General features: G+C 58.0%; 16 protein-coding genes. 4 read left to right on the top strand and 12 right to left on the bottom strand.

What is annotated here, in order from left to right; all coding sequences use genetic code 11:
* Window positions 1-65 precede the first annotated feature (65 nt).
* Together HMPREF1147_RS08705 and HMPREF1147_RS08700 are read left to right on the top strand one after the other, a co-directional pair.
* The gene (locus HMPREF1147_RS08705) at window positions 66-1,346 is read left to right on the top strand and encodes an SLC13 family permease (protein WP_009439306.1); all 1,281 of its coding nucleotides are present in this window, start codon (window positions 66-68) and stop codon (window positions 1,344-1,346) included.
* Window positions 1,347-1,493: 147 nt separating this feature from the next.
* Entirely contained in the window at window positions 1,494-2,732 is a 1,239-nt protein-coding gene (locus HMPREF1147_RS08700) for a hypothetical protein (RefSeq protein ID WP_009439383.1), read from the top strand.
* 80 nt (window positions 2,733-2,812) lie between these two features.
* On the opposite strand, the gene HMPREF1147_RS08695 is transcribed toward HMPREF1147_RS08700, so the two are convergent.
* From HMPREF1147_RS08695 to HMPREF1147_RS12365, 6 genes are all read right to left on the bottom strand, one after another.
* Complete coding sequence (locus HMPREF1147_RS08695; RefSeq protein ID WP_175282279.1) at window positions 2,813-4,348, bottom strand: DASS family sodium-coupled anion symporter; 1,536 nt, start codon at window positions 4,346-4,348, stop codon at window positions 2,813-2,815.
* 541 nt (window positions 4,349-4,889) lie between these two features.
* Window positions 4,890-5,804, bottom strand: coding sequence for a phosphatase (locus HMPREF1147_RS08690; protein WP_009658549.1), 915 nt, complete (start codon window positions 5,802-5,804; stop codon window positions 4,890-4,892).
* A 153-nt stretch (window positions 5,805-5,957) separates the two neighbouring features.
* On the bottom strand, window positions 5,958-7,811 hold the full coding sequence (locus HMPREF1147_RS08685; protein WP_009658537.1) for a phosphoethanolamine transferase: 1,854 nt from the start codon (window positions 7,809-7,811) through the stop codon (window positions 5,958-5,960).
* Window positions 7,812-7,823: 12 nt separating this feature from the next.
* Window positions 7,824-8,528: a 3D domain-containing protein gene (locus HMPREF1147_RS08680; protein ID WP_009658550.1), complete on the bottom strand. Its 705-nt coding sequence runs from the start codon at window positions 8,526-8,528 to the stop codon at window positions 7,824-7,826.
* 69 nt (window positions 8,529-8,597) lie between these two features.
* Entirely contained in the window at window positions 8,598-9,428 is an 831-nt protein-coding gene (locus HMPREF1147_RS08675) for a menaquinone biosynthesis protein (RefSeq protein WP_009658555.1), read from the bottom strand.
* A gap of 121 nt (window positions 9,429-9,549) precedes the next feature.
* Window positions 9,550-9,681 carry a hypothetical protein gene (locus HMPREF1147_RS12365; protein ID WP_009658543.1) on the bottom strand — a complete coding sequence of 44 codons (132 nt, stop codon included), beginning with the start codon at window positions 9,679-9,681 and terminating at the stop codon, window positions 9,550-9,552.
* A gap of 156 nt (window positions 9,682-9,837) precedes the next feature.
* On the opposite strand from HMPREF1147_RS12365, the gene HMPREF1147_RS08670 reads away from it, so the two are divergent.
* Window positions 9,838-11,010, top strand: a complete 1,173-nt coding sequence (locus HMPREF1147_RS08670) for a phosphoribosylaminoimidazolecarboxamide formyltransferase (RefSeq protein ID WP_037351349.1) — start codon at window positions 9,838-9,840, stop codon at window positions 11,008-11,010.
* 98 nt (window positions 11,011-11,108) lie between these two features.
* Here the strand turns inward: HMPREF1147_RS08670 and HMPREF1147_RS08665 are convergent, their stop codons facing one another.
* The 3 genes from HMPREF1147_RS08665 to HMPREF1147_RS08655 form a co-directional block, all read right to left on the bottom strand.
* Window positions 11,109-16,505: an autotransporter outer membrane beta-barrel domain-containing protein gene (locus HMPREF1147_RS08665; protein WP_009658552.1), complete on the bottom strand. Its 5,397-nt coding sequence runs from the start codon at window positions 16,503-16,505 to the stop codon at window positions 11,109-11,111.
* A 504-nt stretch (window positions 16,506-17,009) separates the two neighbouring features.
* Window positions 17,010-18,524, bottom strand: a complete 1,515-nt coding sequence (locus HMPREF1147_RS08660) for a flotillin family protein (protein WP_009658547.1) — start codon at window positions 18,522-18,524, stop codon at window positions 17,010-17,012.
* Between the two features lie 305 nt (window positions 18,525-18,829).
* A complete protein-coding gene (locus HMPREF1147_RS08655; RefSeq protein ID WP_009658539.1) occupies window positions 18,830-20,860 on the bottom strand; it encodes an OPT family oligopeptide transporter in 2,031 nt (676 codons plus the stop codon).
* Window positions 20,861-21,216: 356 nt separating this feature from the next.
* Here HMPREF1147_RS08655 and HMPREF1147_RS08650 point away from each other — a divergent pair, with 356 nt between their 5' ends.
* Window positions 21,217-22,017: a class I SAM-dependent methyltransferase gene (locus HMPREF1147_RS08650; protein WP_009658540.1), complete on the top strand. Its 801-nt coding sequence runs from the start codon at window positions 21,217-21,219 to the stop codon at window positions 22,015-22,017.
* 259 nt (window positions 22,018-22,276) lie between these two features.
* On the opposite strand, the gene HMPREF1147_RS08645 is transcribed toward HMPREF1147_RS08650, so the two are convergent.
* The 3 genes from HMPREF1147_RS08645 to HMPREF1147_RS08635 all read right to left on the bottom strand — a co-directional run.
* Entirely contained in the window at window positions 22,277-23,203 is a 927-nt protein-coding gene (locus HMPREF1147_RS08645; protein WP_009658545.1) for a restriction endonuclease, read from the bottom strand.
* A 245-nt stretch (window positions 23,204-23,448) separates the two neighbouring features.
* Window positions 23,449-23,784 carry a hypothetical protein gene (locus HMPREF1147_RS08640; RefSeq protein WP_232208070.1) on the bottom strand — a complete coding sequence of 112 codons (336 nt, stop codon included), beginning with the start codon at window positions 23,782-23,784 and terminating at the stop codon, window positions 23,449-23,451.
* A 146-nt stretch (window positions 23,785-23,930) separates the two neighbouring features.
* Window positions 23,931-24,508, bottom strand: a 578-nt coding sequence (locus HMPREF1147_RS08635; protein WP_037351001.1) for an IS30 family transposase, incomplete at its 5' end; no start/stop codon positions are given.

Genomic DNA, 24,508 nt, shown 5'->3' with positions numbered 1-24,508 from the left:
CAAAGAAAGTTTCTGTAATATATTTCAGAAACTAAAGTTATGAACTGATGAATGGAGATGAATCAATGGATGCAGCAATGCTGACATTAGGGGTTCTCGCGGTGGCGGCGATTCTCTTCGCCACTGAGATTATCCCGCTCGCCGTTACCGCGATGGGCGCGGCGATCTCGCTGGGACTGTTAGGCGTGCTAACACCCGCACAGGTATTTTCCGGTTTATCTAATTCCACCGTCGTTCTGTTCGCCGGTATGTTCGTCATCGGCGCCGCGATGTTCCAGACGGGACTCGCACAGAAAATCGGTATCGCTGTCGTGAAGAAGTCCGGCAGCAGCGAGGCGCCTCTGATGGCGGCAATCATGTTCATCACGATTGTCCTCTCGTCGGTCTCCTCGAACACGGCAACGGTCGCCTGCCTCATGCCGGTCGTGATCCAGATCTGCGCAGCGGCAAAGGTGCCTGTCTCTCCGCAGCTCATGGCGCTCGCCGTCGCGGCGAACGTCGGCGGTACGATCACGATGGTCGGCACGCCGCCGAACATCCTCATGAGCGCAACGCTTCAGTCCAGCGGGCTCCAGCCGTTCGGCTTCTTCGAATTCGCATGGATCGGCATTCCGCTCTCCATCGCGGGTATGGCGTACATGCTCACGATCGGCCGTAAGCTCTGCCCGCAGCACATGGTACAGGGTCTCAGCACAGATGACGCCGACGCAGCGATCGAAAAAGAGGAGAAGACGAACGCGAGCAAGATGTATGTCTGCGCCGCCATCCTTATCGCTGTTATCGCCGCGATGGTCTTTGAGAAAGAACTCAACGTTCCGATGCATATGTCCGCCATCATCGGTGCACTCATCTGCGTATTGACGGGCTGCCTCAACGAGAAACAGGCGTATCAGGGCATCGACTGGACGACGATCTTCCTCTTTGCCGGTATGCTTCCCCTTGCGAGCGCGATGGACAAGACGGGCGCAGGCGCGCTCATCGCGAACTTCGTCGTCAGCCTCATGGGCGACGCCCCCTCGCCGTACGTCATCATCTTTGCGATGTTCGTACTTTCCTGCGGTCTGACGCAGTTCATGTCGAACACGGCGGCGGCGGCTCTGCTCGCGCCGATCGCAATCTCGATCGCGGAGACCGTCGGCGTCTCGCCGTACCCCGTGGTCATGGCGATCGGTATCGCTGCATCCTGCGCGTTTACGACGCCGGTTGCGACCCCGCCGAACACGCTCGTGCTTGGTCCCGGCCAGTTCCGTTTCATGGACTACGTCAAGGTCGGCGTGCCGCTCGTCGTGGTCTCGCTCATCGTCTGCCTTGTCGTCATTCCGCTGGTATGGCCGATCGCGAAATAAAAATCGGTAAGATATGAGTGACCAATGCTTTTCATTGTGCTATACTAGGAATATACAGCGCCGATTTGAAGGCGAGAAAATCACCGTATGGCAAGTGGCCTCCCCGCGGGGCGTTTGACTCTGCCGGATATGTGAGGAGAACTGACGATGAAAAAGAAAGAGTTGCTCAACCATCTGAAATCGTTCGACGAGGAGATCTACACACTGCTCGAAGATGAGGAACAGCGCCAGCGCTACACCCTCTCCTTCCTGCCGAATACCAACGCTATGTCACCGTTCGCGGCGTATCTCGAGGGGAGCATCCTCACGAATAGCATCTTTGACCGCCACGACGAAACGGCAATCGGGGGCATTCATCTCGAATCCATTGTGCAAACGCGCGCCCGGACGCTGTTCGGCAGCGACCATGCGATTGTGCGGCTTGGCAGTATCGCCTCCGCCTCGCGGGTCGTCTTCCAGGGCTTGCTCCAGCCGGGCGACTGCGTTCTCTCTTTTAACCTGCGCAAGAAAGATCACAGCACGGGGCTCTCGTACGTGTTCGAGAATTACGGCATCGATTCTTCGACGCAGCAGATCGACTGGGGCGAGGTGCGTGCGCACGCAGAGCGTGTGCGTCCGCGTCTCATCATCTTCTCGCCGGTGAGTTATCCGCGCACGGTAGACTACCGCATTCTCTATGAGATCGCGCAGTCCGTGGACGCCTATCTCTGGGTGGATATCAGCCAGTGCGTCGGACTCGTTGCGGCGGGGCTTCTGCCCTCGCCCGTGGCGCTCGCTGATGTTGTGACCTTCTCGACATCCGAATCTCTGCGCGGTCCCGACGGCGCGGTCATCCTCTGCAAGCGCGACATCGCCGCCTGCATGGACGCCGCCATCGTCAATACGGGACATGTCGCCCTCCATATGAACCACCTCGCGGCGCTCGGCGTCGTGCTGCGCGAAGCGGCGAGCGAAAAGTTCCGCCGCTACGGGGAACAGGTGCTCAAAAACGCCGAAGTCCTCGCGCGCGCCCTTGCCGACCATGGAGCCTCGGTGCTCTGCGGCGGTACGGATACGCATCTCGTGCTCGCCTCCGCGACGGGCAGTGTGAATATGGACGAAGCGTCGAGCGTGATCAATCGCATGGGTATCCGCGTCCGTGTGGAAGACATCCCCACGATGAACCCCGGACTGTTCCTCCATGCGCTGCGTCTCTCGACGTCCAATCCGACAACGCGCTCGCTCAAGGAAGAGGATATGGCGTACATCGGTCTGCTCCTTGCAAAACCGCTGACACAGATCCTCTCTCCCGAAGAAATTGAGCAGTCACATCAAGAGATCGTCGCACTCGTCAAGGACAGCCCCATCTCCTCCGAGGAGTGGCTGGGCGAAAGCGACGATACATAATCGCAGCATATAGAAACTGCCGTACCAAGGCGCAGCGCTTCGGTACGGCAGTTTTTTATATCCAAGACTCCTTAGTACGTTCAAGGATTCACAAGCCATGTGACAAAATAAACCGTCAGAGGGATGGTGATGCAGGATATGCCGATCACGTCGACACAGAAGCCGGTACGGATCATCTTCGTGATGGGGATATATCCGCTCGCATAGACGATCGCGTTCGGCGGCGTCGATACGGGGAGCATAAATCCGAGCGCGCCGAGGGCAACGCCAACCGCCACGGGAATGGGGTTGAATCCCGCGGAAACCGCCGCGGTAATCGCAAGAGGGCCAATCATATTGGTCGCCGCCGTGTGACTGGTCAGCTCGGAGAAGAAGAGCGTCATCACGGCAAATAGCGCGATCAGCGTGACCTGCGAAAGATCGCTCCCGAGGTTCTCGATGATGAGGTCGCCGAGCCATGTGGAAAGCCCCGTCTTATACATCATGCCGCCCATCGAAAGCCCGCCGCCGAAGAGTACGAGCGTCCCCCACTCGATGCCGCCGGAAGCGACTTTCCAATCCATTGTGAAATGATGCTGTTTGAACCGAATCGGCAGCAAAAAGAGCAGCAGCGCGCCTACCATCGCGACAACGGCTTCAGAAAACAGCTCATTGTAGGTTTTCAGCAGCGGATCGGACGGCTCCAGCACGATGGAGAGAATCCCGGGCAGCACCCAGAGGAACACGGCGAGAGAGAAGCCGACCAGCGTGTTTTTCTGTGCGCGCGTCCACGGGCCTAGTTCCGCGATCTTTTGCCGGATGAACTCCTCCGCGCCGTCGATCTTTTCGACGTCGGCGGGGAAGAAGTGCATGAGGATCACCGAGGCAAGAATAAAATATGAGACCATTGCGATCGCGCCCCAGACCATCCATTCAAAAAACGAGATGTGGATGCCCGCCATCTGATCGAGAAAGCCGAGCATGATGAGGTTCGGCGGCGTCCCGATCGGAGTGAGCACACCGCCGATGGAGCAACCGTATGCGGTCATAAGCATGAGCCCGGTTGCGTACTTGTAATCGTGCAGATCGATTTTTCGCCCGTTGACGCCGAACATTTCCTGAATGGATTTGAGCAGGCCGAGGCAGATGGGGAACATCATCGCCGCCGTCGCCGTATTGCTGACCCATCCCGAGCAGAGGGCGGCGGCAAGACCGACGGCAAGGAAGATGCGGCGCGGATTCGAACCGACCCACGGGCGCGAGAGGAGCCAATAGGCAAAGCGTTTGTCAAGACCGTGCTCCATCATCGCCGTGGCGAGGATGAACCCGCCCATGAAGAGGAATATCATTGGATTAGCGAACGCAGCATATGCCGTCGCGGCAGGCACGACGCCCGTGACCGCCGCAAGCGTTGGGCCGAGCAAGGATGTCGCAGGGATCGGGATGGGCTCCGTGATCCACCAGAGCGCCACAAGCACCATGATGGCGAGCAGTTTGTGCGCCTCAAGAGAAATCGCGTCGATCGGCGTCAGAAAGACGAGCATCGCGAGCACGGGTGCTCCGAACAACCCGACCATGCGGCGCTTGCGGTCAAAAGCCTGTTCCGCTTCCTTGACGGCAAGCGCTTCTTTACTCATGTTCTCCAAGTTAAACACGCCTCCTCATATAAAATTGTTATGAGCAATCCGCCCTAAGCACTATACTAACAAAAGATTACAATAATTTCAATAACTAATATTCATTATACAAAAGTTTCATAATAGCTATTATTTATATGCATAGTGATGTATGTCCCTCCCCCATGCCCGTCTCTCCGTTCTAGTAGTTCTAAAGGCATACAAAGAGCCCGCCGCGGATGCGTCCGCAACGGGCTTTTCATGGATATATTGCAACATATGTTTCGCTATGCTATACTGTATATAAGGCACTGCTAACTACGGTAGGCGGTCTTCTTCCCCCTAACAATATATAACAGGGGGGTGATTGGTATGAACATCTATGAGTTCCTCACCGTGCTCGTGTTGCTCCTCTCCGGCATTATTGCGATAAAAGCATAAGAATACTCCGCCTGACGTTCCCCAACAATAGGCGGAGTTTCTTGCATCTATGAGGGGGACAGCCGCTTATCTGCAGTGCCCTCTTTTTATACTTGTATTGTATCACCGTCGGAGCAAATCGTCAAGTTCCCGCGATCCCAATGATCTCTTTGCGGATATAGCCCTCACGGACGCCTGAGTCGCTGTAGAAAATATCCTCGGCGGCGAAGGTTTCGGCAAGCACCCGGGCGATGATCATGCCGGGAACGATGTTATGCAGACGGTCGGGCGCGGCGCGCAGGAGGAGTACGGCCCGCTCCTCGTCAAGAGGTGCCGCCGTACTGAACATCTCTATGAGCTGCGGGAGTGAATCTGCACGCAGTACGCGCGGTACGGCATCCGTATGCAGGAGTTCATACATGCGGCTCGCACTGCTGAGAACGCCGCCCAGACCCAGTATATGACGCGCACGCAGAGCGCATACGCCGGGGAAGTCCGCAAGAACGGCGCGCACTGCTTCCTCCATTCGGCGACATTCCTCACGCGTTGGCAGCAGGTCTGCAACATGCTCCCGGCGCAGTGCAAGCGATCCGATCGGCAGGCTATAACGCGCACCCATGCGATCATCCGCATAGGAGACGATCTCCGTACTGCCGCCGCCGATGTCCATCATGATGCCGTCCGGATACGGGATGCTCTGTACGGCGCCGATGAAGTCATACGCCGCCTCTTCGTCCCCCGAGATGATGCGGATCCGCACGCCCGTGCGGCGCGCAAGCTCCTCACAAACAGCGCGGCTGTTCGTCGCTGTGCGCAGCGCTGCGGTCGCAAAAGCATGAACACTGCGGATATCAAAAGTCTCGATATAGCTCCGGAACCCGCGCAGAATCCTGACCGTTTTCTCGATGCCGTCACGCACAAGCCGCCCTTTTTCCAGATACGCGGCAAGCCCGACGGTATATTTCCGCTTCATCAAGAGGTCGAACGAACCTCCCTCGATGCGGTAAATCGCCATGCGTATGGTATTCGAACCGATGTCGATGATCGCGTGCAGCATGGGCATCCCTCCCTCCGATTCCCCTAGATTATACGATAAAGAAAAGTGGTTCGCAACCGTGTTCCGGTGGTTCGGAACAATACGGACACGTGCAATAAAAAGAATTGCCGCAAAGACGCATACCATCTCTGCGGCAATTCTTTTTGCGCTCTATTATTTTTCCTGCGGTACTGCGCCCGGCACGGCGTAGATCGGCGGCTCGGTGTCCTCCGTGAGGCGGTGCATCCCGAACATGGTCGTCAGCGTCTCGCGCGTGAACCCGTAGGATGGACTTGAAAAGTCCTGCAGGGGGTCGTAGCGGTTGCTCGGTGCGCCGAGCAGCCCGCAGACAGTGTCATACATCATATCGTTCGTGAAGTACGCTTCGCGGCGCGATGCCAGGATCTCGCTGCGGCGCGGGAACGCGGCGCGGTACTCAGGCGAGAGGTAGATGAAGAACGGGATCTTCACCATATCGAACTTGAACACGTCCGGATTGTGCGAGATCTTGAGATTCTCGCCGTGGTCGGAGAAATAGACCATGGCGCGCAGGTTGAGGTTCTTCTGCGCATAGTCGAAAATCTCTTTGAGGATATGGTCGGTGTAGAGGACGCTGTTCGCATACGACGGCGCGCTCGTCATTGTGGAGTCGCCCGCCGCCGATTCGAACTTCGCCCACTCACCGGGATAGCGGTTGTTGTAGTAGATGTGACTGCCCATGAGGTGCAGGACGATGAAATTGTTCGCGTGCGGATCGATGCGCGTGAGATACGGGAGGAGTTCTTCGTCGTATTTCGACGTAAAGGTATAGGAGTCGTCCGTCCACTCCGCCTCGTCCGCCGTCTTTGCGACCATCGTGATGGCGCTGTCAAACTGTCCGTAGCGCCCCTGATTGCTGAACCAGTAGGTCTTGTAGCCGATTTTTTTCGCGACGTCGAGGAGCGATGCAGACTCGAAGAACTCCTTGTCGTTGTACTGGCTCTTCTCCGTGAGCGCGCGTTCGAGGACGGGGACGGTCTGCGTCCACGAGGAATAGGTATTTTGATAGAGGATAAATCCGGGATTCTGCGTCATCTCCTCCATCCACGGCGTATCGTCGTACGGGAAGCCCGGCGTGTAGATATGCATGTAGTCGCGCGAAGCGGACTCGCCGATGATGAAGATGACCGTGCCGGGCGCGCGTGCGGCGAGGGTGTTCTCCCTGTCGATGATGAGCGAGTCGTACCGCTCGTCCCGGTGGAGACCGTAGGTCTGCGTCTGCTCCACATAGTCCGTGACGTCCTTGTAGACGCCCGCGATGGAGCACTCCGGAATGAGTGTGATATGGACGGCGGCGGCGATGATCATGACAAGAAGGAGCGCGCCCATGCGCGTCCCCTCCGCCGCAGGATAAATGCTGCGCCCGAGCGCGAGAAAGCTCCGATAGGAGAGATAAATCAGTGCCAAGAGCCCGATCGTGATAAATACTGCGGGCACAGTGCCGACCGTGGATTCGATGTAGTCCCCCGCCTCGTGCCAGTTCGTCAGGTAGAGCGCCATGAGCGAGGCGGGCGAGAGCGCGTGCCAGACAGTCATGTAGTACGCGATCTGCGTCATTGGAATAAGCGCCATGAGAAAGGATAGAATCGCAAGGAGTGCGGCGGTCAGTTTTTTCCGCCCGAGATGGAAGAGGACGCCGCCGAGCGCCGCGAGCATCATCATCTGCCCCGTGCCGATGAGGAAGTCATAATAGATGAGCGAGCGGTACCAGTCCTGCGCGTACGTCCACGCGTAGAGGAGAGGGAATGTGACGCTCCAGAGCACGCCCGTGATGAGCGGGGCGCACATGCCGCGCGAGAAGATAGAGACACCCGTGCCGTACTGCATGAGCACGAGCATCCCGAGAATAGGAATGAGCGCGGGTACAAAATACTCCGCGCCCATGTCCTGCCCCATATTGATGTCGGCGGCAGTGAGGGCGAGGAAATACGCGCCCGCCGCCGCGGTCCAGCGGATCAGTTCATTCTGCCGCTCTACAGTGAGTTTCATAACGGTTTACATCTACTCCATGATAAAAATTTCCAGTTCCTGCCATCCAAAGAAAATGGCTTCTTCGTGCGTGTCAAACGCAACGTCGATGCGGTTGCCGTGAATCGCGCCGCCGACGTCCTCCGCGACCGCTTCGCCGTAGCCGGGGATAAAGACCCGCGTGCCGAGGGGGATCACCGACGGATCGACGGCGATGACGCCGTGCCGCACGGGCGTCCCCATCGCCGTACGGCTGCCGTTGCCGGGATCGTGCGCACTGTACGCCGTCGCCGAGACGAAGAGGGAGCGCCCGCTGCCGCGGCTCACCTCTGCCGGCCGCTCGTCCCGGATGCCGAGCGCCGCGGGATCATAGGGAACGCCGCCCGAGAGGACGAGGTAGGTCGCCTCCCCGCAGATACCGTCTACAACGAGCATATGATCGGCTTGGCAGTGCTCAATCGCCGCACGGGTCTTTGCCCCCGCGATGCCATCCGCACCGCCCTCTTCAAGGTAGCCCGCCTTTATGAGAAGCTCCTGCACATGCTGCACGGCGCCGCCGCGCATCCCCTCCTTCACGAGGATCTGCGCCGCCTCGGCGGGTGCATGGATCGCGAGGGGGGCAACGAGGGCAATCGCCGCCCCCGCGATGATCCCGCGCCGAAAATGTTTTCTCTCACGGAGTTTCCGTACGCCCCAAAGGAGTCCTTTTGCCGCTAAAAGCAGTTTCCACACCTGCATCTATCATCGCGCTCCCTTCTTTTCTGTTCCTTTAATTTGGTTATATTTTACTATAAAGCGCGCTCCACGTCAAACCGGAGCAAACGCAAGCGCAGGCGCGGCGGGGATCAGCCCGTCCTCCGCCGCATATGCGTAGAACCGGCGCAGCCCCGCGATCGTCTCCGCATCCAGCCGCCACACAACGGCATTGCCGAGGTATGCCGAGAGCTGTGCGTACGTGAACCGTCCATCCGCAAGCACCTCGCCGATCGCCGCATCCCGCACACGATCCCAGCCATCGAACGCGCCCTTGATCCGCGCGTGAATCATGCGGAGCTCCGCCGGATGCACCGCCGCAAAGGTGCGCGCCGCCGCCCAGATGCCGAACACCATGCGGTGTCCCGTGAGGAGCTTCCACTCGTGCGCGAGGTCATAGATGCGGCAGCCTTCGGGCGGTCGGTGATAGAGTTCGAGCGCGTCGTCTCCGATGAACAGGGATGCCGCCGCCCCGTCCGGCACGGGATCTGCCGGTGTGAGCGCGCGCACCTCGTAATCGGGTGCGGCTTGATACGCGCGGCGCAGAATAATCTTCAGCAATGCATGGGACGAGACGGATTTATCCGAGAGCAGCACGCGCCGCGTGCCGATCTCCTCGGCAGGGACGCGCGAGACGAGGAGCACGCTGCGCACATCGCCGTCAGACGCAATGCAAACATCGGGCAGAATGAGGAGCTCGCCCGCGTGCCGCGCGTAGGTGATCGAGGAGATCCCCGAGATGTCGAGTCCCTTCTCCTCAAGCGTACCGTTCAGCCGGGCGGGCGATGCGCGCAGAATATCAAGCCCCTCCGCCGCCCCGTGCGCAAGCGCATACGTCAGCGGCAGCACATTCAAAAACGCGATATGCCCGAGTCTCGGCGTCACATTCCCGCCCCCCGTTCTCATTCCATTTTAGCCTGACAATATATATTATACTACATCATGCAGGGAAAATATAGTATTTAGAATTTTTCGTTTTTTCTTGTACATCTTCATGTCATGCCGACTACATGGTCAGCAGCATGAATTTGTATTTATATTCAATTCCTTCCGGGTCCCCTGTGCTCGTCCGGCGTTTCTTTTTTCTTTCCACGATCTCTCGCACCTGCGCGTCAATCTGCTCCTGCAAGTCCTGCATAGACCTCGCCTCGTTTCTATACCGTTCGACCTATGATTATTTTACTGTATCGTATGGCGGTATTCAAGAAAAAACCGCATGAGATGGTCATCGCCGCGTCTTTGTGATATGATAGCCGTGAAAGTATTTTACCGGGGAAGAAAAGGAGCGCTCATGATGAATGAACTCGCACTGAAATATGGCTGCAATCCGAACCAAACGCCCGCGCGCGTCTATGCCGAGGGCGGTCTGCCCTTTACCGTGCTGAACGGGCGTCCGGGGTATATCAATCTGCTCGATGCTCTAAACAGCTGGCAGCTCGTACGCGAGCTGCGGGAGATGTCGGGGCTGCCCGCCGCCGCCTCGTTCAAGCACGTCAGCCCCGCGGGCGCAGCGCTCGGACTGCCGCTGCCGGAGACGCTTGCCCGCGCCTGCCACGCGGAGGGGCTCTCCCTCTCTCCCGTCGCCGCCGCCTATGTGCGCGCACGCGGCGCCGACCGCATGAGTTCCTACGGCGACTTTGCCGCCGTCTCGGACATCTGCGACGAGAGCCTTGCGGCGTTCCTGCGCGGCGAGGTCTCGGACGGCATCATCGCGCCCGGCTACACCGACGGTGCGCTCGAGATTTTGAAGAGCAAGCGCAAGGGCAGCTATCTCGTCCTCCAAATGGACGCAGACTATGTGCCGCCCGCGCTCGAGCACAAGGACGTCTACGGCGTCACGTTCGAGCAGCAGCGCAACGACATACGCATCACCGAGGACTGCCTGAGGGACATCCCGACACGGGCAAAGGACATTCCGGCGGATGCGCGGCGCAACCTCCTGCTCGCCCTCATCACGCTGAAATACACGCAGTCCAACTCCGTCTGCTATGCCGTGGGCGGACAGGCGATCGGCGTCGGCGCGGGGCAGCAGTCGCGCGTCCACTGCACGCGGCTCGCGGGAAGCAAGGCGGACACATGGCAGCTCCGCCAAAGCCCGCAGGTGCTCGCCCTCCCCTTCCGCGCCGATGTACGTCGTCCTGACCGCGACAACGCGATCGACGTCTACATCACAGGCGACGCGGAGGACTATGCGCAGCTCGCCGCCGACTGGCAGCGGCTCTTCACGGAAAAGCCCGTGCCCTTTACCGCCGAGGAAAAGCGCGCGTATCTAAGGACGATCAGCGGCGTCTCCCTCGGCTCGGACGCGTTCTTCCCGTTCGGCGACAACATCGAGCGCGCGCACCGCAGCGGCGTCTCCTACATCGCGCAGAGCGGCGGCTCCATCCGCGACGACAATGTCATCGAGACGTGCGATAAATATGGGATTGCGATGGCGATGACACATATCAGGTTGTTCCACCATTGAGCAATGTGATGTGGGATTTTGGCGCATAACTCGCAGCCCTCCGGACACACAAAAGAGGCGATCTGCCGATCGCCTCTTTTGTTATGCTTGAATCTCTTTTAGAATGCCCAGGTCATCTGTACGCCGCCCGTGATGCCCCGCCGCTTGCCGGTCATGCCCATGAGGTTCACGCCGTAGCTGACGCGGCTCTCTTTCGGGGTGAACCGGTAGCCCAGTTCGAGGATGCCCGTGCTCCCCTTGAGGCTCGGGCTCGGCGTGCTGTAGCCTTGGTAGCTCGCCCCAGCTTCGCTGCCGAACTCGTACTCATACGCGAGTCCGGTATAGAATGCGCCGCTGCCCGGCATCTTGTGCGTGTAGCGTGTGCCGATGCGGATGCGGTTGGAGTTGACGCTGTCAAATTCGTACGTTTCTCCTGTGCGCAGGGTTGTTGTATTGCCGCCCTGATGTGCGTAGAAGTACTTGGCATACCCTTCGATGGTATTGCCGTTCTTCAGCTCCTTTTCTTGTCCGATGCCGATATGTGCCGCATAGTAGGTGCTGCTGTTGTCATATCCGGTATTCGTGCCGGCGATGTTGCCGTTGTAGTCGCTCTTGACGCGGCCTGCGCGCAGGCTTCCTTCGACGTAGGTGCCGCCTGCACTCTGCACTTTTGCCATGACGCCGCCGCCGAAGTAGCTGGTTTTGCCGTCGCCGTGCGTGCCGTCGTCGAGGTAGGAGTCATAGGTGCCGCGGCCGTACTCGAGGAACGGGCCGTAGGTGATGGTGTTGCGTCCGGCGGCCGCTTTCTTGGCAAAGCCGAGGTTGATGTTCCATCCCTTAGCATCAACGTGGGAGCCGGAGTTCAGACGCAGCGACGAGCCGCCCTGCGCCGCCCAGAGGTTGAAGTCGTTGCTGCCGCCCGGAACCGTCCGGGGCGCAGCAGACGCCGCCTCGATCGCTGCGTTCATTCCGCTGTCCGTGAGGAGATCGGCACCGCTGTTGATGAGTGCGGCACTGGCGGCGCGCGTCTCAACGAGGGATTTGGTCTGCTCATTGAGGGCAACGGAGTTGACCTTCGCGACGAGTTCGTTGTCCGCACGCTTCATGAGGTCAAATCCATAGCGCAGGCTGACACCCTGCATGCCTTCGGTGCGGTTGACAAGCGTATCGTCCGTCGTGAGCGGAACGGCATCCGCATCCAGCATGCTGTTGCCCTTGTAGGTCTTTACGAGGCTGATCGTATCGCCCAAGCCAAGGGTCGGACGATTGCCCGCAAGCGCAACGCCGATATTCATACCGCGCAGGTCTTTGCCCGCGGTCGGCGCGTTCTTGATGTAGAGCATCGTGTCGCGAACTGCGCCCGTCGTGCCTGCGGGGATATAGAAATGCAGGTTCTGCACGCTCGCGTTGTCGATCTCGCCGACCTTCGTATTAAATCCGCGGACGGCGAGGGTGTTGTTCAGGCTGCGGTGTGTCGCATTGACAACGCCGCCGCGAACGCTGCCCATAACGTAGCCGCCCGAGAGGCTGACCATATTGCCGACGGCATCGCCGTTCGTCGATTGACCGCCCGTAACATCGCCCTTTACAACCGTGCCGTTCAGCGTCACGGTGTTGTAGTTCGCCGTGCCGCCGTAGCCGCCGCCAATGTTCATGCCGATGTATTTGTTGTGGTCGTAATCAGAAGCCCCGATGATGACACGGTTGTAATTTGCCGCAGCACCTTGCCCGCCCTGAACATTTTGATTGATGTCAGGATTGCCGGATATGACGCGGCGGCTGAGCGTGACATTGTCGCCGATATGGACGACGTTGTACGAGCCGGAGCCGCTGCCGGTATTATCCTGCGCAGTGAAGTCATAGCTGCCGCCGCCCGCAACTGCGCCTGTGATGGTCGTGCCGTCCGCAACGGTAACGGTGTTCCTCTCGGCAGTGCCGTTCTTCGCCGCACCGCCGATCACACCGCCGCTGACCGTGCCGCCCGAAACGGAAACATAATTCTGTGACGCCGTACCGTTATCCGTTTCCGAGTGCCCACCGAGTGCGGCAACATGCTGATTGTTGAAATCTGCGCCGCTTACGGTGCCCGCCTTGATCTCAACGGTGTTGTCTGTTGCGGTCGCGCCGTAGCCGCCCGTAATGGAGCGGACGGTATCCGTCGCCGCGCCAAAGTCGAGGACGACGCGGTTGCCGATGGCGCGGCCTGCCGACGTGCGGGTCGCAGGCGTGTCGAAGTTGCTATAGGAAGCGCCGCCGAACGCGTCGTTGATTGTTCCTCCTGTGAGATGCAGCGTGTTGTTCTGCGCCGTACTCTCTGCGGCACCCTTTGTCGCGAGTCCGCCGTAAACGCCGTCCGTGATCTCACCGCCCGAAACGGTGAGCGTATTGTTCTCGACGGTGTTGCCCTTATCGGAGCGGCCGCCCCAGACAACCGCATGATTCTGGTCGGTCGCGGTGTAGGCCGCCTCCGTATTGTTGCGGAAGCGGTAGCCCGTCGCTGTGACTTTCGTATTGTCAGCGTTCTTATCGACGGTCAGCTCATAGTCGCCGTCCGCAGCCCCCAGCTCTTTCGCATGATCGTACGTTGTGCCGAAATCGAGCTTGTCGTTGCCGCCGGCATGCATCAGCGTCCATGTCGATTCATAGGTGCTCGCAGTGCCGCCCGTGCCGTTTTCGACCTTGAGCTTCGACCAGTCGAGCGTGGTGGTCGTCACGGTTGACACATCATCGCCGTCGTTCAGCGTCAGCATGGCGTCGCCGCCTGCCTTGACCGCGTTCAGTGCAAAGGTGATGATGTCGAACTTCTCAACGGTCTTGGCAGACGCTGTGCCGCGGACATTGAGCTTGTTGTCCGCGGCGGCAGCCTGATTGCCGCCCGCGATCACGCCCCCGACGGTGATGCCCGTCCCCTCGATGCTGACGGTGTTGTTCGTGGTGACGCCTGTGCCGTCGGCTTTGCCGCCGTAAACGTCGCCTGTGATATGACCGCCGCGCAGGTTCACCGTGTTGTACGTCGCGTCGCCCGTCGTCGCCTTCGTATAGCCGCCGTAGACATTGCCGATCGTCTCGGTCGTGCCGACGGTGCTCTCAACATTGACCGTGTTGTAGGTCGAATGAGCCGTCGCCGCCGTCGTATCGGTCATCGCACCGTAGACGTTATTCAGACCGCCGGTCGGCAGCGCCTTTACGGTCAATTCATTGTGGGTCGTCGTTCTTCCCTGATTCGAATAGCCGCCGTAGATATTTCCGTCCGGCGTCGCCTCGCCGCTATATACGGTCTTGGCGTTTTGGTAGCGGTTGTAGTCTGCCGTCACATTCGTTGCACTGCGAATGCCGTCTGTCGTCGTACCTTCGGCGCGTACGGCATATTCGTAGTCGCCGTCGGTTCCCGTACGCTCTGCATACTCAGAAAATTTAAGTGCGTTTGCGGTATTGGAGTGCAGCAGTGTGAAGTAGTTTTTGCCGTTGACCCACCCGACGTATGTCTTCAGTTTATCCGCGTTCAATTGGATATTATCCCATTTGACCGTCATGCCAAAGCCGTCGCTTGTCGTCAGCAGCGTGCCACCGGAGATATTTTTATCCGTCAGATTGAAATTGTACTTCTCAAAATTTCGTATGCCGTAGACACTAATGCCCTGCGCGTTGACGTTCAGCGTATTGCCCTTGATGAGGTCGCTGTCGTTGGTCATAGCGGCGGGCGCGCCGTTATAATAGTAAGAACCATAGAGCCATGTGTTAAGCCTCGCCGTACTAGTGAACGTGCCATCCGCTGCGCCAAGATTGACGGTATTGCCCGCCGCGGCAGCAGCCGTATTTCCGGCAGCCGAGCCAAAGACATAAACAGCGTCCGCGGACATCGTGCCTCCTGTGATTGTGACGGTGTTGCCGGAAACCATTCCCGTTCTGTCCGCATTGCTGTTCTGACCGCCCATGATATAGCCGCCGGTGAACGTGCCGCCCGCCACATTCACGGTGTTGCCCGTCGCGCTGCCGCTTTTATTGTAGGCATAACCTCCGTAGATGTAGGAGCTGTTATATGCGCCTCCTTCTACGGTGACTGTATTTCCTGTTGCATTACCGTCCGCAGCATTCGCGTAGCCACCGAATATCTTCGATATACTGCCCGCGCCGTTCTTGATCGTCACGGTGTTTTTATGCGCGCTCCTGCCGACGCCGCCGTAAATACTGCCCGTCGCAGTTCCGCCCGAAATCTCGACGGTATTTTCCTCGGCAACACCTTTTTCCGCCTGCCCGCCAAAGAGCAGACCGGTACTGTTGCCTGCCTCCATGAACACATGGTTTTTCCGTGCAGATTTCCCCTCTATATCGGTATGTCCGCCGTAGATATAGCTGAGGTTCTTGTTCCCGACGCTCGCCTTGATCGTGACGGTGTTGTTGGTCGCATGCCCCTCGTCCTCGGCTGCAGCCGTTCCCGTCGTGTTGCCGCCGTAGATGTTGGTCATGCCGCCGGGCGCCGTCGACGTGACCGTGAGTCGGTTGTTGTCGACGGTATATCCGTACCGCGAGAGCCCTCCCGCGACCGTGGAGGGGTCGTTAGGCCCATTATAGGCGTATTTGATGTCGGCATCTTTGACTTGATTGACCTCGGCATAGATGAAGCCCGCTGTCTTTGTAGCGTCGGAACCGTATACATTGGCACGCAGCCCGTATTCGTTGTTGCCCGCACGCCCCAATGCGCGGTCGCTGTAATTCGTCAGCTTGAGACGGTCCGCGCCGTTGACGTTATGCTTTAAGAGTGCGATGCTGTTCTGTCCCGTCTTCCCGCTGCCCCATGCTTTGAGTTTATCCGCATCGATATGAACGCCCGACCAGTCCAGGCTCGTATCGGCATCCTCCGTGAGCGTGAGGAATGTCGTCCCTGCCGCCGTGCCTGCGGAGATGTCAAAGCTGACGGAGGAAAAGTTCTTGATGTTCCCCGCCTCATAGGTGCCGCGCACATTGAGCGTGTTGCCCGTCGTATCGCCCGCATTGCTGCCGCCGTAGATGGTGCCCGTCGTCTTCGCGCCTGTGGCAACGGCGTTCGTACCGTCGCCGATATTGACGGTATTGGCCGTCGTCGCGCCTGTGCCGCCTGCGAATCCGCCGTACACATCGCCGCCGAGCACACCGCCCATGAGGTTGACTGTGTTGCCCATTGCCGCGCCGCCGGCGCTCTTGCCTCCGGAGGCCGTATATCCATTGCCGAGCGTGATGCTGTTGATCGTGAGTATATTATGTGCGACGTCGCTCGCATCGGTACCGCCGACAACATCCCCGTTGACCGTCGGTCCCGACGCGCCGACTTCACCCACTGTGATCTTGTTGTCACTGCTGAAGCCTGTTTCCGTCGTGCCGTCAATGCCGGCTGTATGCGCCGTATCCGACGATGGGATTGTCGCCGCATGCTCCTCCGCCGCCTGTGCCGACGAAGAAAACAGCAGACTCCCTCCGGCAGACAGGGTGAGCGCTACGCCAAATGCCAGGCGGCGCTGTGCCTTCATTCCTTTGAACATAATGTCCTCCTCCTCATGCATCGTACACGAAACCCACGGCGAGCTGAATTGAACTTAACCGTCGTATTTCCTACATGTAGAAAATCTCATTATATCTTAGTTCAATATCATACAGCGGCGGCTTTTTCCCGTCAAGTTTTCATTATAAAGTTATAATTTCAAAGAAAACCATTCATGAATTTTTTGTGAAAGAAATTTCGTTTGTTGGAAAGGGCATCATACGCTGCACATTTTCCTAAATAAATCCGGACACACGAAAAAGCCCCGCACAGGTCGTGTCCTGTACGGAGCTTTCGTATTCTATTGCCGTACGCGATCTATGGCGGCGCAGCATACGGATCCAGCGAGGTGCCAGAATCCTTTGTCACACTGTAATCTAAGTGACGCGGAAGTTTCGATGCAGCGCAAGAAACTAGAAAAAGCCACGCGAAGGCGCAGAAAAGCTGCTACGAGCGCAGGATTTTTCGCAGTGACACAGAGATGCGCGAAAATCCCGCGTCACGCCTACTCTTTGATCGAATCCGCGACGACGGCAGCCTTCGCCGTCCCCTCATCGACGCCCGTGACGTTGACGTTCTTGGTGACCTTGGCGTCGTAAGTTTCGCCGCGCATGATTTCGGCGAGGTCGACGCCCGTGGTCTCCTTGATTGTTTGGAAGGTCTTTGCCATGACGATGGGCACGTTGTCGGCGACGGGGCCCATGGCGCCCGTGCCGGTACCGCCGCCGATGATGGAGACGTTGCCGATGCGCTCCATGGGTTTTGCGACTTCGGCGGCGACTTTCGGGAGGATCTCGACGACCATCTGCGCCATGGCGGCTTTGCCGTATTTCTTGAGGGCTTCGGCTTTGCGATCCATGGCGGCGGCTTCGGCTTCACCTTTTGCCTGGATCGCGGCGGCTTCGGCTTCGCCCTTTGCCTTGATGCCGGCAGCTTCCTGCTCTGCGGAGTAGCGGGCTGCGGCGGCGCGGGCTTTCTGCGCTTCGGCGGCGCGCTCCTGTTCGTAGAGGGCGGCTTCGGCTTCGCGCTGGCGTTTGGCGAGGTCGGCGGCAGCTTTTTGCTCAACGGCGTATTTCTCGGCGTCGGCTTGTTTTTGAATCTGCGCGGCGAGTTCCTGCTCGCGGACGGAGACTTCCTGCTTTTTCAGCTCTTGATCACGTTCCGCCTTTGCGATCTGGGCGTTGACGGTCGCGGTCTGGATGGATTTCTGCTGTTCCTGCGATTGGATTTCGTAGGCGGCATCGGCTTCGGCGCGCTTGATGTCCGAGGCTTTTTTCAGCTCCGCCTGCCGGATGGCGAGATCGGTGTTGCGCTGGGCGATTTCGAGGTTTGCCTGCACCTGCGCGTCGTTGGCTTCTTTTTGTGCCTGTGCTTTGGCGACGGCGACGTCGCGCTCGGCTTCGGCGCGGGAGATCGCGGCGCGTTTTTTGATGCGCGCGGTGTTGTCGGCGCCGAGGTCGACGATGAGTCCGTTGTCGTCGGTGACGTTTTGGATGTTGCAGGAAATGATCTCGATGCCGAGTTTTTTCATATCCTGTGCGGCTTTGATGACGACCTGATCGGAGAAGCTGTCGCGGTCGGTGTTGATCGCCTCGAGGGTGAGTGTTCCGATGATTTCGCGCATGTTGCCCTCGAGGGAGTCCTGGAGATCCTTTGCGATCTCGGCGGCGGTGAAGTTGAGGAAGTTGCGCGCGGCGAGCTGCACGCTCTCTTCGTCCCGCCCGACCATGACTTTCGCAACGGCGTCGACGTTGACGTTGATGTAGTCGTTGGTGGGGACGGAGGTCTCAGTCTTGATGTCGACGGAGATCTGTCCGAGGAAAAGGGTGTCCATGCGCTCGAGGAAGGGGATGCGCACGCCGCCCTGTCCGATAAGGATGCGCGGGGTGCGTTTGAGTCCCGAGATGATGAGTGCGGTCGACGGAGGCGCTTTGACGTAGGCATAGACGATGCCGGCAGCGATGATGATGAGCAGTATGGCTGCGACGGGGATGCCTGCTGTGATGATAAGGTTCGACATAGTGCTGCGGCGCGATATGCGCCGCGCCCACCTCCTTCAGATGAAAATATAATGATGACGACGCTAGGCGCGAAAATCCCGCGTCACGGCACGCACCACACCGCAGCGTAAGTGACGCGGAAGTTTCGATGCATAGCTAGGCATGAGGAGAATCCAAGCGAAGGCGTAGTTAAGAGCTACGTCGAGCGCAGGATTCGACGAATAACGACGCTAGGCGCGAAAATCCCGCGTCACGTCTAAAAAAGGAAGGCTTTCGCCTTCCTTTTACTATATCTCTCTTTTCTTAATATATAATTGTATTTGGCTCATTTCTTTGCAAATGTGCCGCTGACGAACCGCTCAAAGATAATCAGCACGAGGACGAAGACACCGAGCCCGAGGTACTCCGCCGTGCCTGCGAAGTCGCCGCCGACGAGACGGAGCGGTTCTTCACCGCCGCCGCCGGAGACGGATACGACGATGAGCCCTGCGAGCAGGACGCCGATGATGGACTCACCGACGATGAGCCCGGAGGCGAAGAGCGTTCCGCGGCGTCTTGCCTCGGATTCCTCCTCCGCGCCGGACGTCGCCCGTATGCGCTTGTTGATGATGTAGCCAAAGATCGCACCGACAATGAGCGGCGTCTGTACGGACGGGGGCAGGTAGATACCCATACCGACGGCAAGCGGCGGCAGGTAGAGACTGCGCGTCATGCGTTTCAGCGAGACGTCGGCGAGCACGAGCAGGACGCCGATGCCGATGCCCATATAGATGTACTCCCATGCGATCTGCCCGGAGAAGATGCCCTGCGCGATGGTGGTCATGAGGGTCGCCTGGGGCGCCGCGAGCGCCTGCGCGGGATCCATATCGGGGCGCGGGAGCGCGCCGGTGAAGCCGTACGCCTCATAGAGGAGGTTCAGGACGGGCGCGATGACGAATGCGCCGACCACACAGCCGAGGAGCAGCGCGACCTGCTGACGCCACGGCGTCGCGCCGACGAGATAGCCTGTCTTGAGATCCTGCATATTGTCATTCGAGATGCAGGCGATCGCGAGGATGATGCTCGTCGTAAAGATCGCGGTCGCCGTTGCGAATTTCTCACCGCCCGGCAGCGCAAAGATGCCAAACGACGAGCAGAGCGCATACATCACGAGCGAAGAGACGATGATGCCGAGGATGCCGATGCCCGAGATCGGGCTCGACGAGGTGCCGACAAGTCCCGCCATATACGCGCAGGCGGCGGCGACGAAGAAGCCCATGAGAACGGCGATGAGGACGCCGACCACGACGATGGACAGCGCCTGCCCCATCGGCAGTGTCTCCGGTGCGACAAATACGTAGAATACACCGAGGAGACCGACAACCGTGACGGCAAAGACCAGCAGAATGGAGTTCAATGACATGTCAATATCCATACGGTGCAGTTTTTTCTGCTCCTGCGGCATCCGCATCATGCGGAAGGACTCGCGGATGCCGTCAATCACGGGACGCGAGAGTGTGATGAGCGTCCAAATCGCCGCGACGCCCATCGCGCCCGCGCCGATGAAGCGGACTTTGCTGCGGTAAACATCGTTTGCAAACGCCTGCATCGTCATGCCGTCGGGCATAGGCAGGGTGTTCGTGAAGTACGGGACAAAGACGCCCCACACGATGAGAACGCCGATGAGCATCGCTATGCCGCTCCCGATGCCGATGAGATACCCCGCGCCGACGAGCGCGGAGGAGTAGCCGAGCGGCATTTGCGTCATGCCTTTGCCGACGCTCATCCATACGGTGAACGTGCTCGTGAGGACTTGGAAGCCGCTTGTGCACAGAGCGATGAATCCGCCGATGATGCTGCCTGAGAAAATTTCGCGCAGTCCCGATCCTGCGGGTTTTCCGTCCACGGTTTCCTTTGCGCCCACCTTTAGAATCTCCGCCGCGGCGACTCCCTCCGGGTACGGCAGATCGCTGTGTACGACCATCGCGCGGCGCAGCGGGATCGTGAAGAGCACGCCGAGACAGCCGCCGCACGCGGAGACCAGCAGCGTCTGCCAGAACTCAAATCCTTGCCAGTAGCCGATCATGAGCATACCGGGGATGATGAAGATGATCGACGAGAGCGTACCCGCCGCGGACGCCTGCGTCTGTACCATGTTGTTCTCGAGGATGTTGGCGTCCTTTGCCATCTTGAGCACCGCCATCGAGATGACGGCGGCAGGGATCGCCGAGGAGAACGTCAGTCCGACCTTGAGCCCGAGGTACACATTCGACGCGGTGAAGATGACGGTGAGAATCGCGCCGAGCAGCATTCCTCGCACAGTGAGTTCAGGCAGGCGCAGATCGTGCCGCATAAACTCCGTTTCTTCGTGCTTCATACATGCATTGCCCCTTTTCAATTTTATAAAAATCGTTTTTTATTATATCATAATTTACAGACATAGGAAAGAAACAGAGGTCCTATGTTAAAGGTATACAATGTGTGAATTGTGCGGTTTTTTGCCTATCGATGTATCAGCCGGCTCTTTTTCTATTGAAGAAACTGCGGCTGTGTGCTGCAACCGGCATCAATCCGCAGAATCTTTGCGCTCAAGGCATAGAGACACTGTGCGCATTTATCATCACTCACAAATGAGAACGAATCCTATTTTTCTTGAACTCCCATCGACAGGAGCGTATAATAAACTGTAGGCAACACGGCATGCAGGCCGACAATAAAGAATCGGAGGTTCTAATGAAGATCAAGCTGGAAGGGGTCGCGGAGACTCTGCTCACGACGCTCTATGTGCGTGCAAAGGATGCAGCATCACCGCACCCGGTGCTGCACGATACAAAGTCGGGGGAGATTGCCGCGATGCTCGATTATGACTTTGCCCAGTTCAAACACGCGTGGGCGTCCTACTACGGCGTGCTCGCACGCGCCAAGAGCATCGACGCCGAGATCCGCAAGTTTCTCACGGTACATCCGGGCAGCGTCGTGGTCTCCGTCGGCAGCGGTCTTGACACACGGTTCTCCCGCGTTGACGACGGACGCGTCCTGTGGTACGACCTCGATTTCCCCGAGGTGATCGCGTGGCGCAAACAACTCTTTGAGGAAAATCCACGCGTACACTGTATCGCGAAATCAGCGCTCGATCCCTCGTGGACGCAGGATGTTGAGACGGACGGGCGTCCGCTCCTCATCGTCTCCGAGGGCGTTCTCATGTACCTCGAGGAGAGCGACGTGCAGCGCTTCCTCCGCATCCTCACCGACGGATTTTCGGAGTTTACGGCATATTTTGACCTGATTTCCACCTACACACAGAAACAGAGCAAACGCCACGACATGATCAAGAATATGAACGCCCCGTTCCGATGGGGCGTCAAGGACGGCAGCGAGGTCGTCCGACTCGAACCGCGGCTGCGGCAGATCGGGCTCATCAACTTCACCGACGAGATGCGGCACCTCCTGCCCGGCTGGAAAAAGCTCTTCATCCCGATCTTCTACCTCGTCAACAACCGCCTCGGGATGTATACTTACACCCGCGAAAAATAGGAAAGAAATTCATCAAGAAAAATAACATCATGATGCCGCATCCGCAGGGGCACGCCACTGCCGTGCTCTGTAACAATACACGGCGGCACATCTAAATACAAGAAAAGGACTGTAACCGACGTGTCAAAAACACGATGTCGTTACAGTCCTTTTTTTGTGATGCGTTTTCAGACGGGCGCAGCAGCATCTATATGCTGTTTTCGGATTACAGTCAACGGGAGAGAAGGTGCTTTGCTTTGGAAGCAAAGAGCCGATAGCCTCAAATCTCCTCTTGGAAGAAGTCGTAGTCCACGCGTTTGATGGTATAGGTCGCGGCAGAGGATACGCCGAAATCATATTCGATCATCAGCTTGGTCAGCTGTACGCCGTCAACGAGGACGATCTTTGCGTGGAGCTGTTTTTCAGCGTAGCGGATTGCTCCCTCTGAAAAACGCCCCGTCGTGATGAAGAGCCCCTTCGTCGCCCCCTGCCCGACGAGTGCGCCGAGGAATTTTTGAATATCGGGTCTGCCGACAGTCGACTCCAGTTTCCAGCGTTTTGCCTGAATATAGATCGCATCAAAGCCGAACTTATCCGCCGTAATGATACCGTCAATGCCCTCGTCGCCCGACTTCTTCGTGACGGCATCTTCGTTGAGACGGAACGAACCGTAGCCCATTTTGATGAGCAAATGTGCGACCAATCGCTCAAAATCCGTATCCGAAATCTTCATCAGCTCGGTCATGAGATCGTCAGCAAGCGATGCATTCAGCTCCGCAAGCGCCGCGTCCATCATCTCCTGCGGGCTTTGCGTCTGCGAGGACGGTGCTTCCGGTGCAGACGGTGTGCCGGCATTGCTCCGGTCTTGATGGGATACATATGGGGTGAAAGACGGGAACTGCCGCAGATATTCGAGCGTGACACACGCAGAGCCCTTCCGATATGCTTCCTGTCCCGTTCTCGTCAGCCGGTAGCACGCGCGCTTGGGACGCTCAATCAAACCGGCTTTCTTTAGATATGCAAGCGCCCAGCCCACACGGTTACTCACGCACGGTACTCCGGAGGGCAGCCGTTCCTGCAGCTCTGCTTCGGTCAGCCCAAATGTCTTTGCGACGAACTGTGCTGTTTCAAGAGCCGTGTGCATCTCTCCGTCCCCTAGAAACTCAATAACTGCGGGCATCATTTCGTTGTACTTCGGTATCGCCATGATTCCACCTTTTTCTTAACGTCTATCACCTATTATGACATTATTATAATGTGTTGCGATCCACTTGTAAATTAAAAGAATGCGGTGCGGTCTTTATGGATCGGAAACTACCTGTTGTCCATGATGAAAAAGATCAGCGATATACGGCGGCATATCTATCAGAAAAGGACTGTAACGAACGTGTCAAAAGCACGATGTCGTTACAGTCCTTTTTGTGATGTGTTTTCAGCCGTGCGCAGCAGAGCCTAGCGTTCGGCGCTTTCTTCCCTGGCGAACGCAAGAATCGTCTCCTCGGGCAGATCGAGAAGCGCCGCGATCTCGGCGGGCGCCATCTTGGCGCGCAGCATACGGCGGGCAGTCCCTCTTTGGACTTCGGCGCGTCCTTCGGCATGTCCCTCGGCGCGCCCCTCAGCACGCCCTTCGGCGCGTCCCTCGGCAAGTCCTGTTCTCCGCTCCCAATTCATTGCGCTGACGAAGTCATGTTCCTTCATTTCCTCGCTAAGATAGGCAAGACGGAGCACTTTATCGCGCATGAACCTGTCCGTTGCCGTCCATGCTTCTTTGATTGCCGGTTCGCTCATGGCAAGTTCCTCCATTTCCTCATGCGATAATTTGTTGTTGACTCAAACTTCGCACATCAAAAACGTTCCACAGACCTTGAAAACACTGACTTTATGCCAATGAAAATACTCCGTGAATTGCAAGAGCAAGTTGAACAGTGATTTAATTAAGAAACATTTTCAATAGCGTATACTTCATCCAAGAAGGTGTTAAACAGTTCTGCTGGTGTTTGATAGTCGAGCACTCGACGAGGGCGGCTGTTTATCTCATCCGCTATGTTTAGGATGTCCTCGTCACTGTATCCGTCGATGCCCGTTCCTTTGGGGATATATTGGCGGAGGATGCCGTTGTGACGCTCGTTCTGCGGGCGTTCCCATGAGCTGTAGGGGGGAGCAAAGTACACCTTCGTGCCGAGGCTCTCAAGCTGCGTGAACGTCTCGCACTCTGTCCCGTTGTCAACGGTAATCGTCTTGAACACTTGGCTGAAACGGTCCTGTCCATATTCCGATTTCAAATGGGCGATGGCTTCTTCAATGCCGGCGCACGTGCGACCCGAGATGCGGATTGCGATGTAGTCGTGCGTCACCTTTTCCACAGCGGTAAATACGGCTGCGCCGCGCCCTTTTGGCGATCCGACAACGGTGTCGGCTTCCCAGTGTCCGATTTCCGTGCCTTCGTCCACAAGGGCAGGACGCTCCTGTATGCTACGCCCTTTCAGGCGCTTGTTCTTGCGGTTTCGCTTGC

The sequence above is a fragment of the Selenomonas sp. FOBRC9 genome, assembly GCF_000287655.1.
GTDB classification, from domain to species: Bacteria; Bacillota; Negativicutes; order Selenomonadales; family Selenomonadaceae; genus Centipeda; species Centipeda artemidis.
This window is presented reverse-complemented; position numbering and strand designations above follow the sequence as displayed.

What these genes read in the sequence shown, in the direction of transcription:
- HMPREF1147_RS08670 (WP_037351349.1), top strand. Translation starts at nt 9,838, where the DNA reads ATGAATGAACTCGCACTGAAATATGGCTGCAATCCGAACCAAACGCCC.
- HMPREF1147_RS08645 (WP_009658545.1), bottom strand. Translation starts at nt 23,203, where the DNA reads ATGGCGATACCGAAGTACAACGAAATGATGCCCGCAGTTATTGAGTTT.
- HMPREF1147_RS08660 (WP_009658547.1), bottom strand. Translation starts at nt 18,524, where the DNA reads ATGTCGAACCTTATCATCACAGCAGGCATCCCCGTCGCAGCCATACTG.
- HMPREF1147_RS08650 (WP_009658540.1), top strand. Translation starts at nt 21,217, where the DNA reads ATGAAGATCAAGCTGGAAGGGGTCGCGGAGACTCTGCTCACGACGCTC.
- HMPREF1147_RS08700 (WP_009439383.1), top strand. Translation starts at nt 1,494, where the DNA reads ATGAAAAAGAAAGAGTTGCTCAACCATCTGAAATCGTTCGACGAGGAG.
- HMPREF1147_RS08665 (WP_009658552.1), bottom strand. Translation starts at nt 16,505, where the DNA reads ATGTTCAAAGGAATGAAGGCACAGCGCCGCCTGGCATTTGGCGTAGCG.
- HMPREF1147_RS12365 (WP_009658543.1), bottom strand. Translation starts at nt 9,681, where the DNA reads ATGCAGGACTTGCAGGAGCAGATTGACGCGCAGGTGCGAGAGATCGTG.
- HMPREF1147_RS08695 (WP_175282279.1), bottom strand. Translation starts at nt 4,348, where the DNA reads ATGAGTAAAGAAGCGCTTGCCGTCAAGGAAGCGGAACAGGCTTTTGAC.
- HMPREF1147_RS08640 (WP_232208070.1), bottom strand. Translation starts at nt 23,784, where the DNA reads ATGAGCGAACCGGCAATCAAAGAAGCATGGACGGCAACGGACAGGTTC.
- HMPREF1147_RS08690 (WP_009658549.1), bottom strand. Translation starts at nt 5,804, where the DNA reads ATGCTGCACGCGATCATCGACATCGGTTCGAATACCATACGCATGGCG.
- HMPREF1147_RS08680 (WP_009658550.1), bottom strand. Translation starts at nt 8,528, where the DNA reads ATGCAGGTGTGGAAACTGCTTTTAGCGGCAAAAGGACTCCTTTGGGGC.
- HMPREF1147_RS08685 (WP_009658537.1), bottom strand. Translation starts at nt 7,811, where the DNA reads ATGAAACTCACTGTAGAGCGGCAGAATGAACTGATCCGCTGGACCGCG.
- HMPREF1147_RS08655 (WP_009658539.1), bottom strand. Translation starts at nt 20,860, where the DNA reads ATGAAGCACGAAGAAACGGAGTTTATGCGGCACGATCTGCGCCTGCCT.
- HMPREF1147_RS08705 (WP_009439306.1), top strand. Translation starts at nt 66, where the DNA reads ATGGATGCAGCAATGCTGACATTAGGGGTTCTCGCGGTGGCGGCGATT.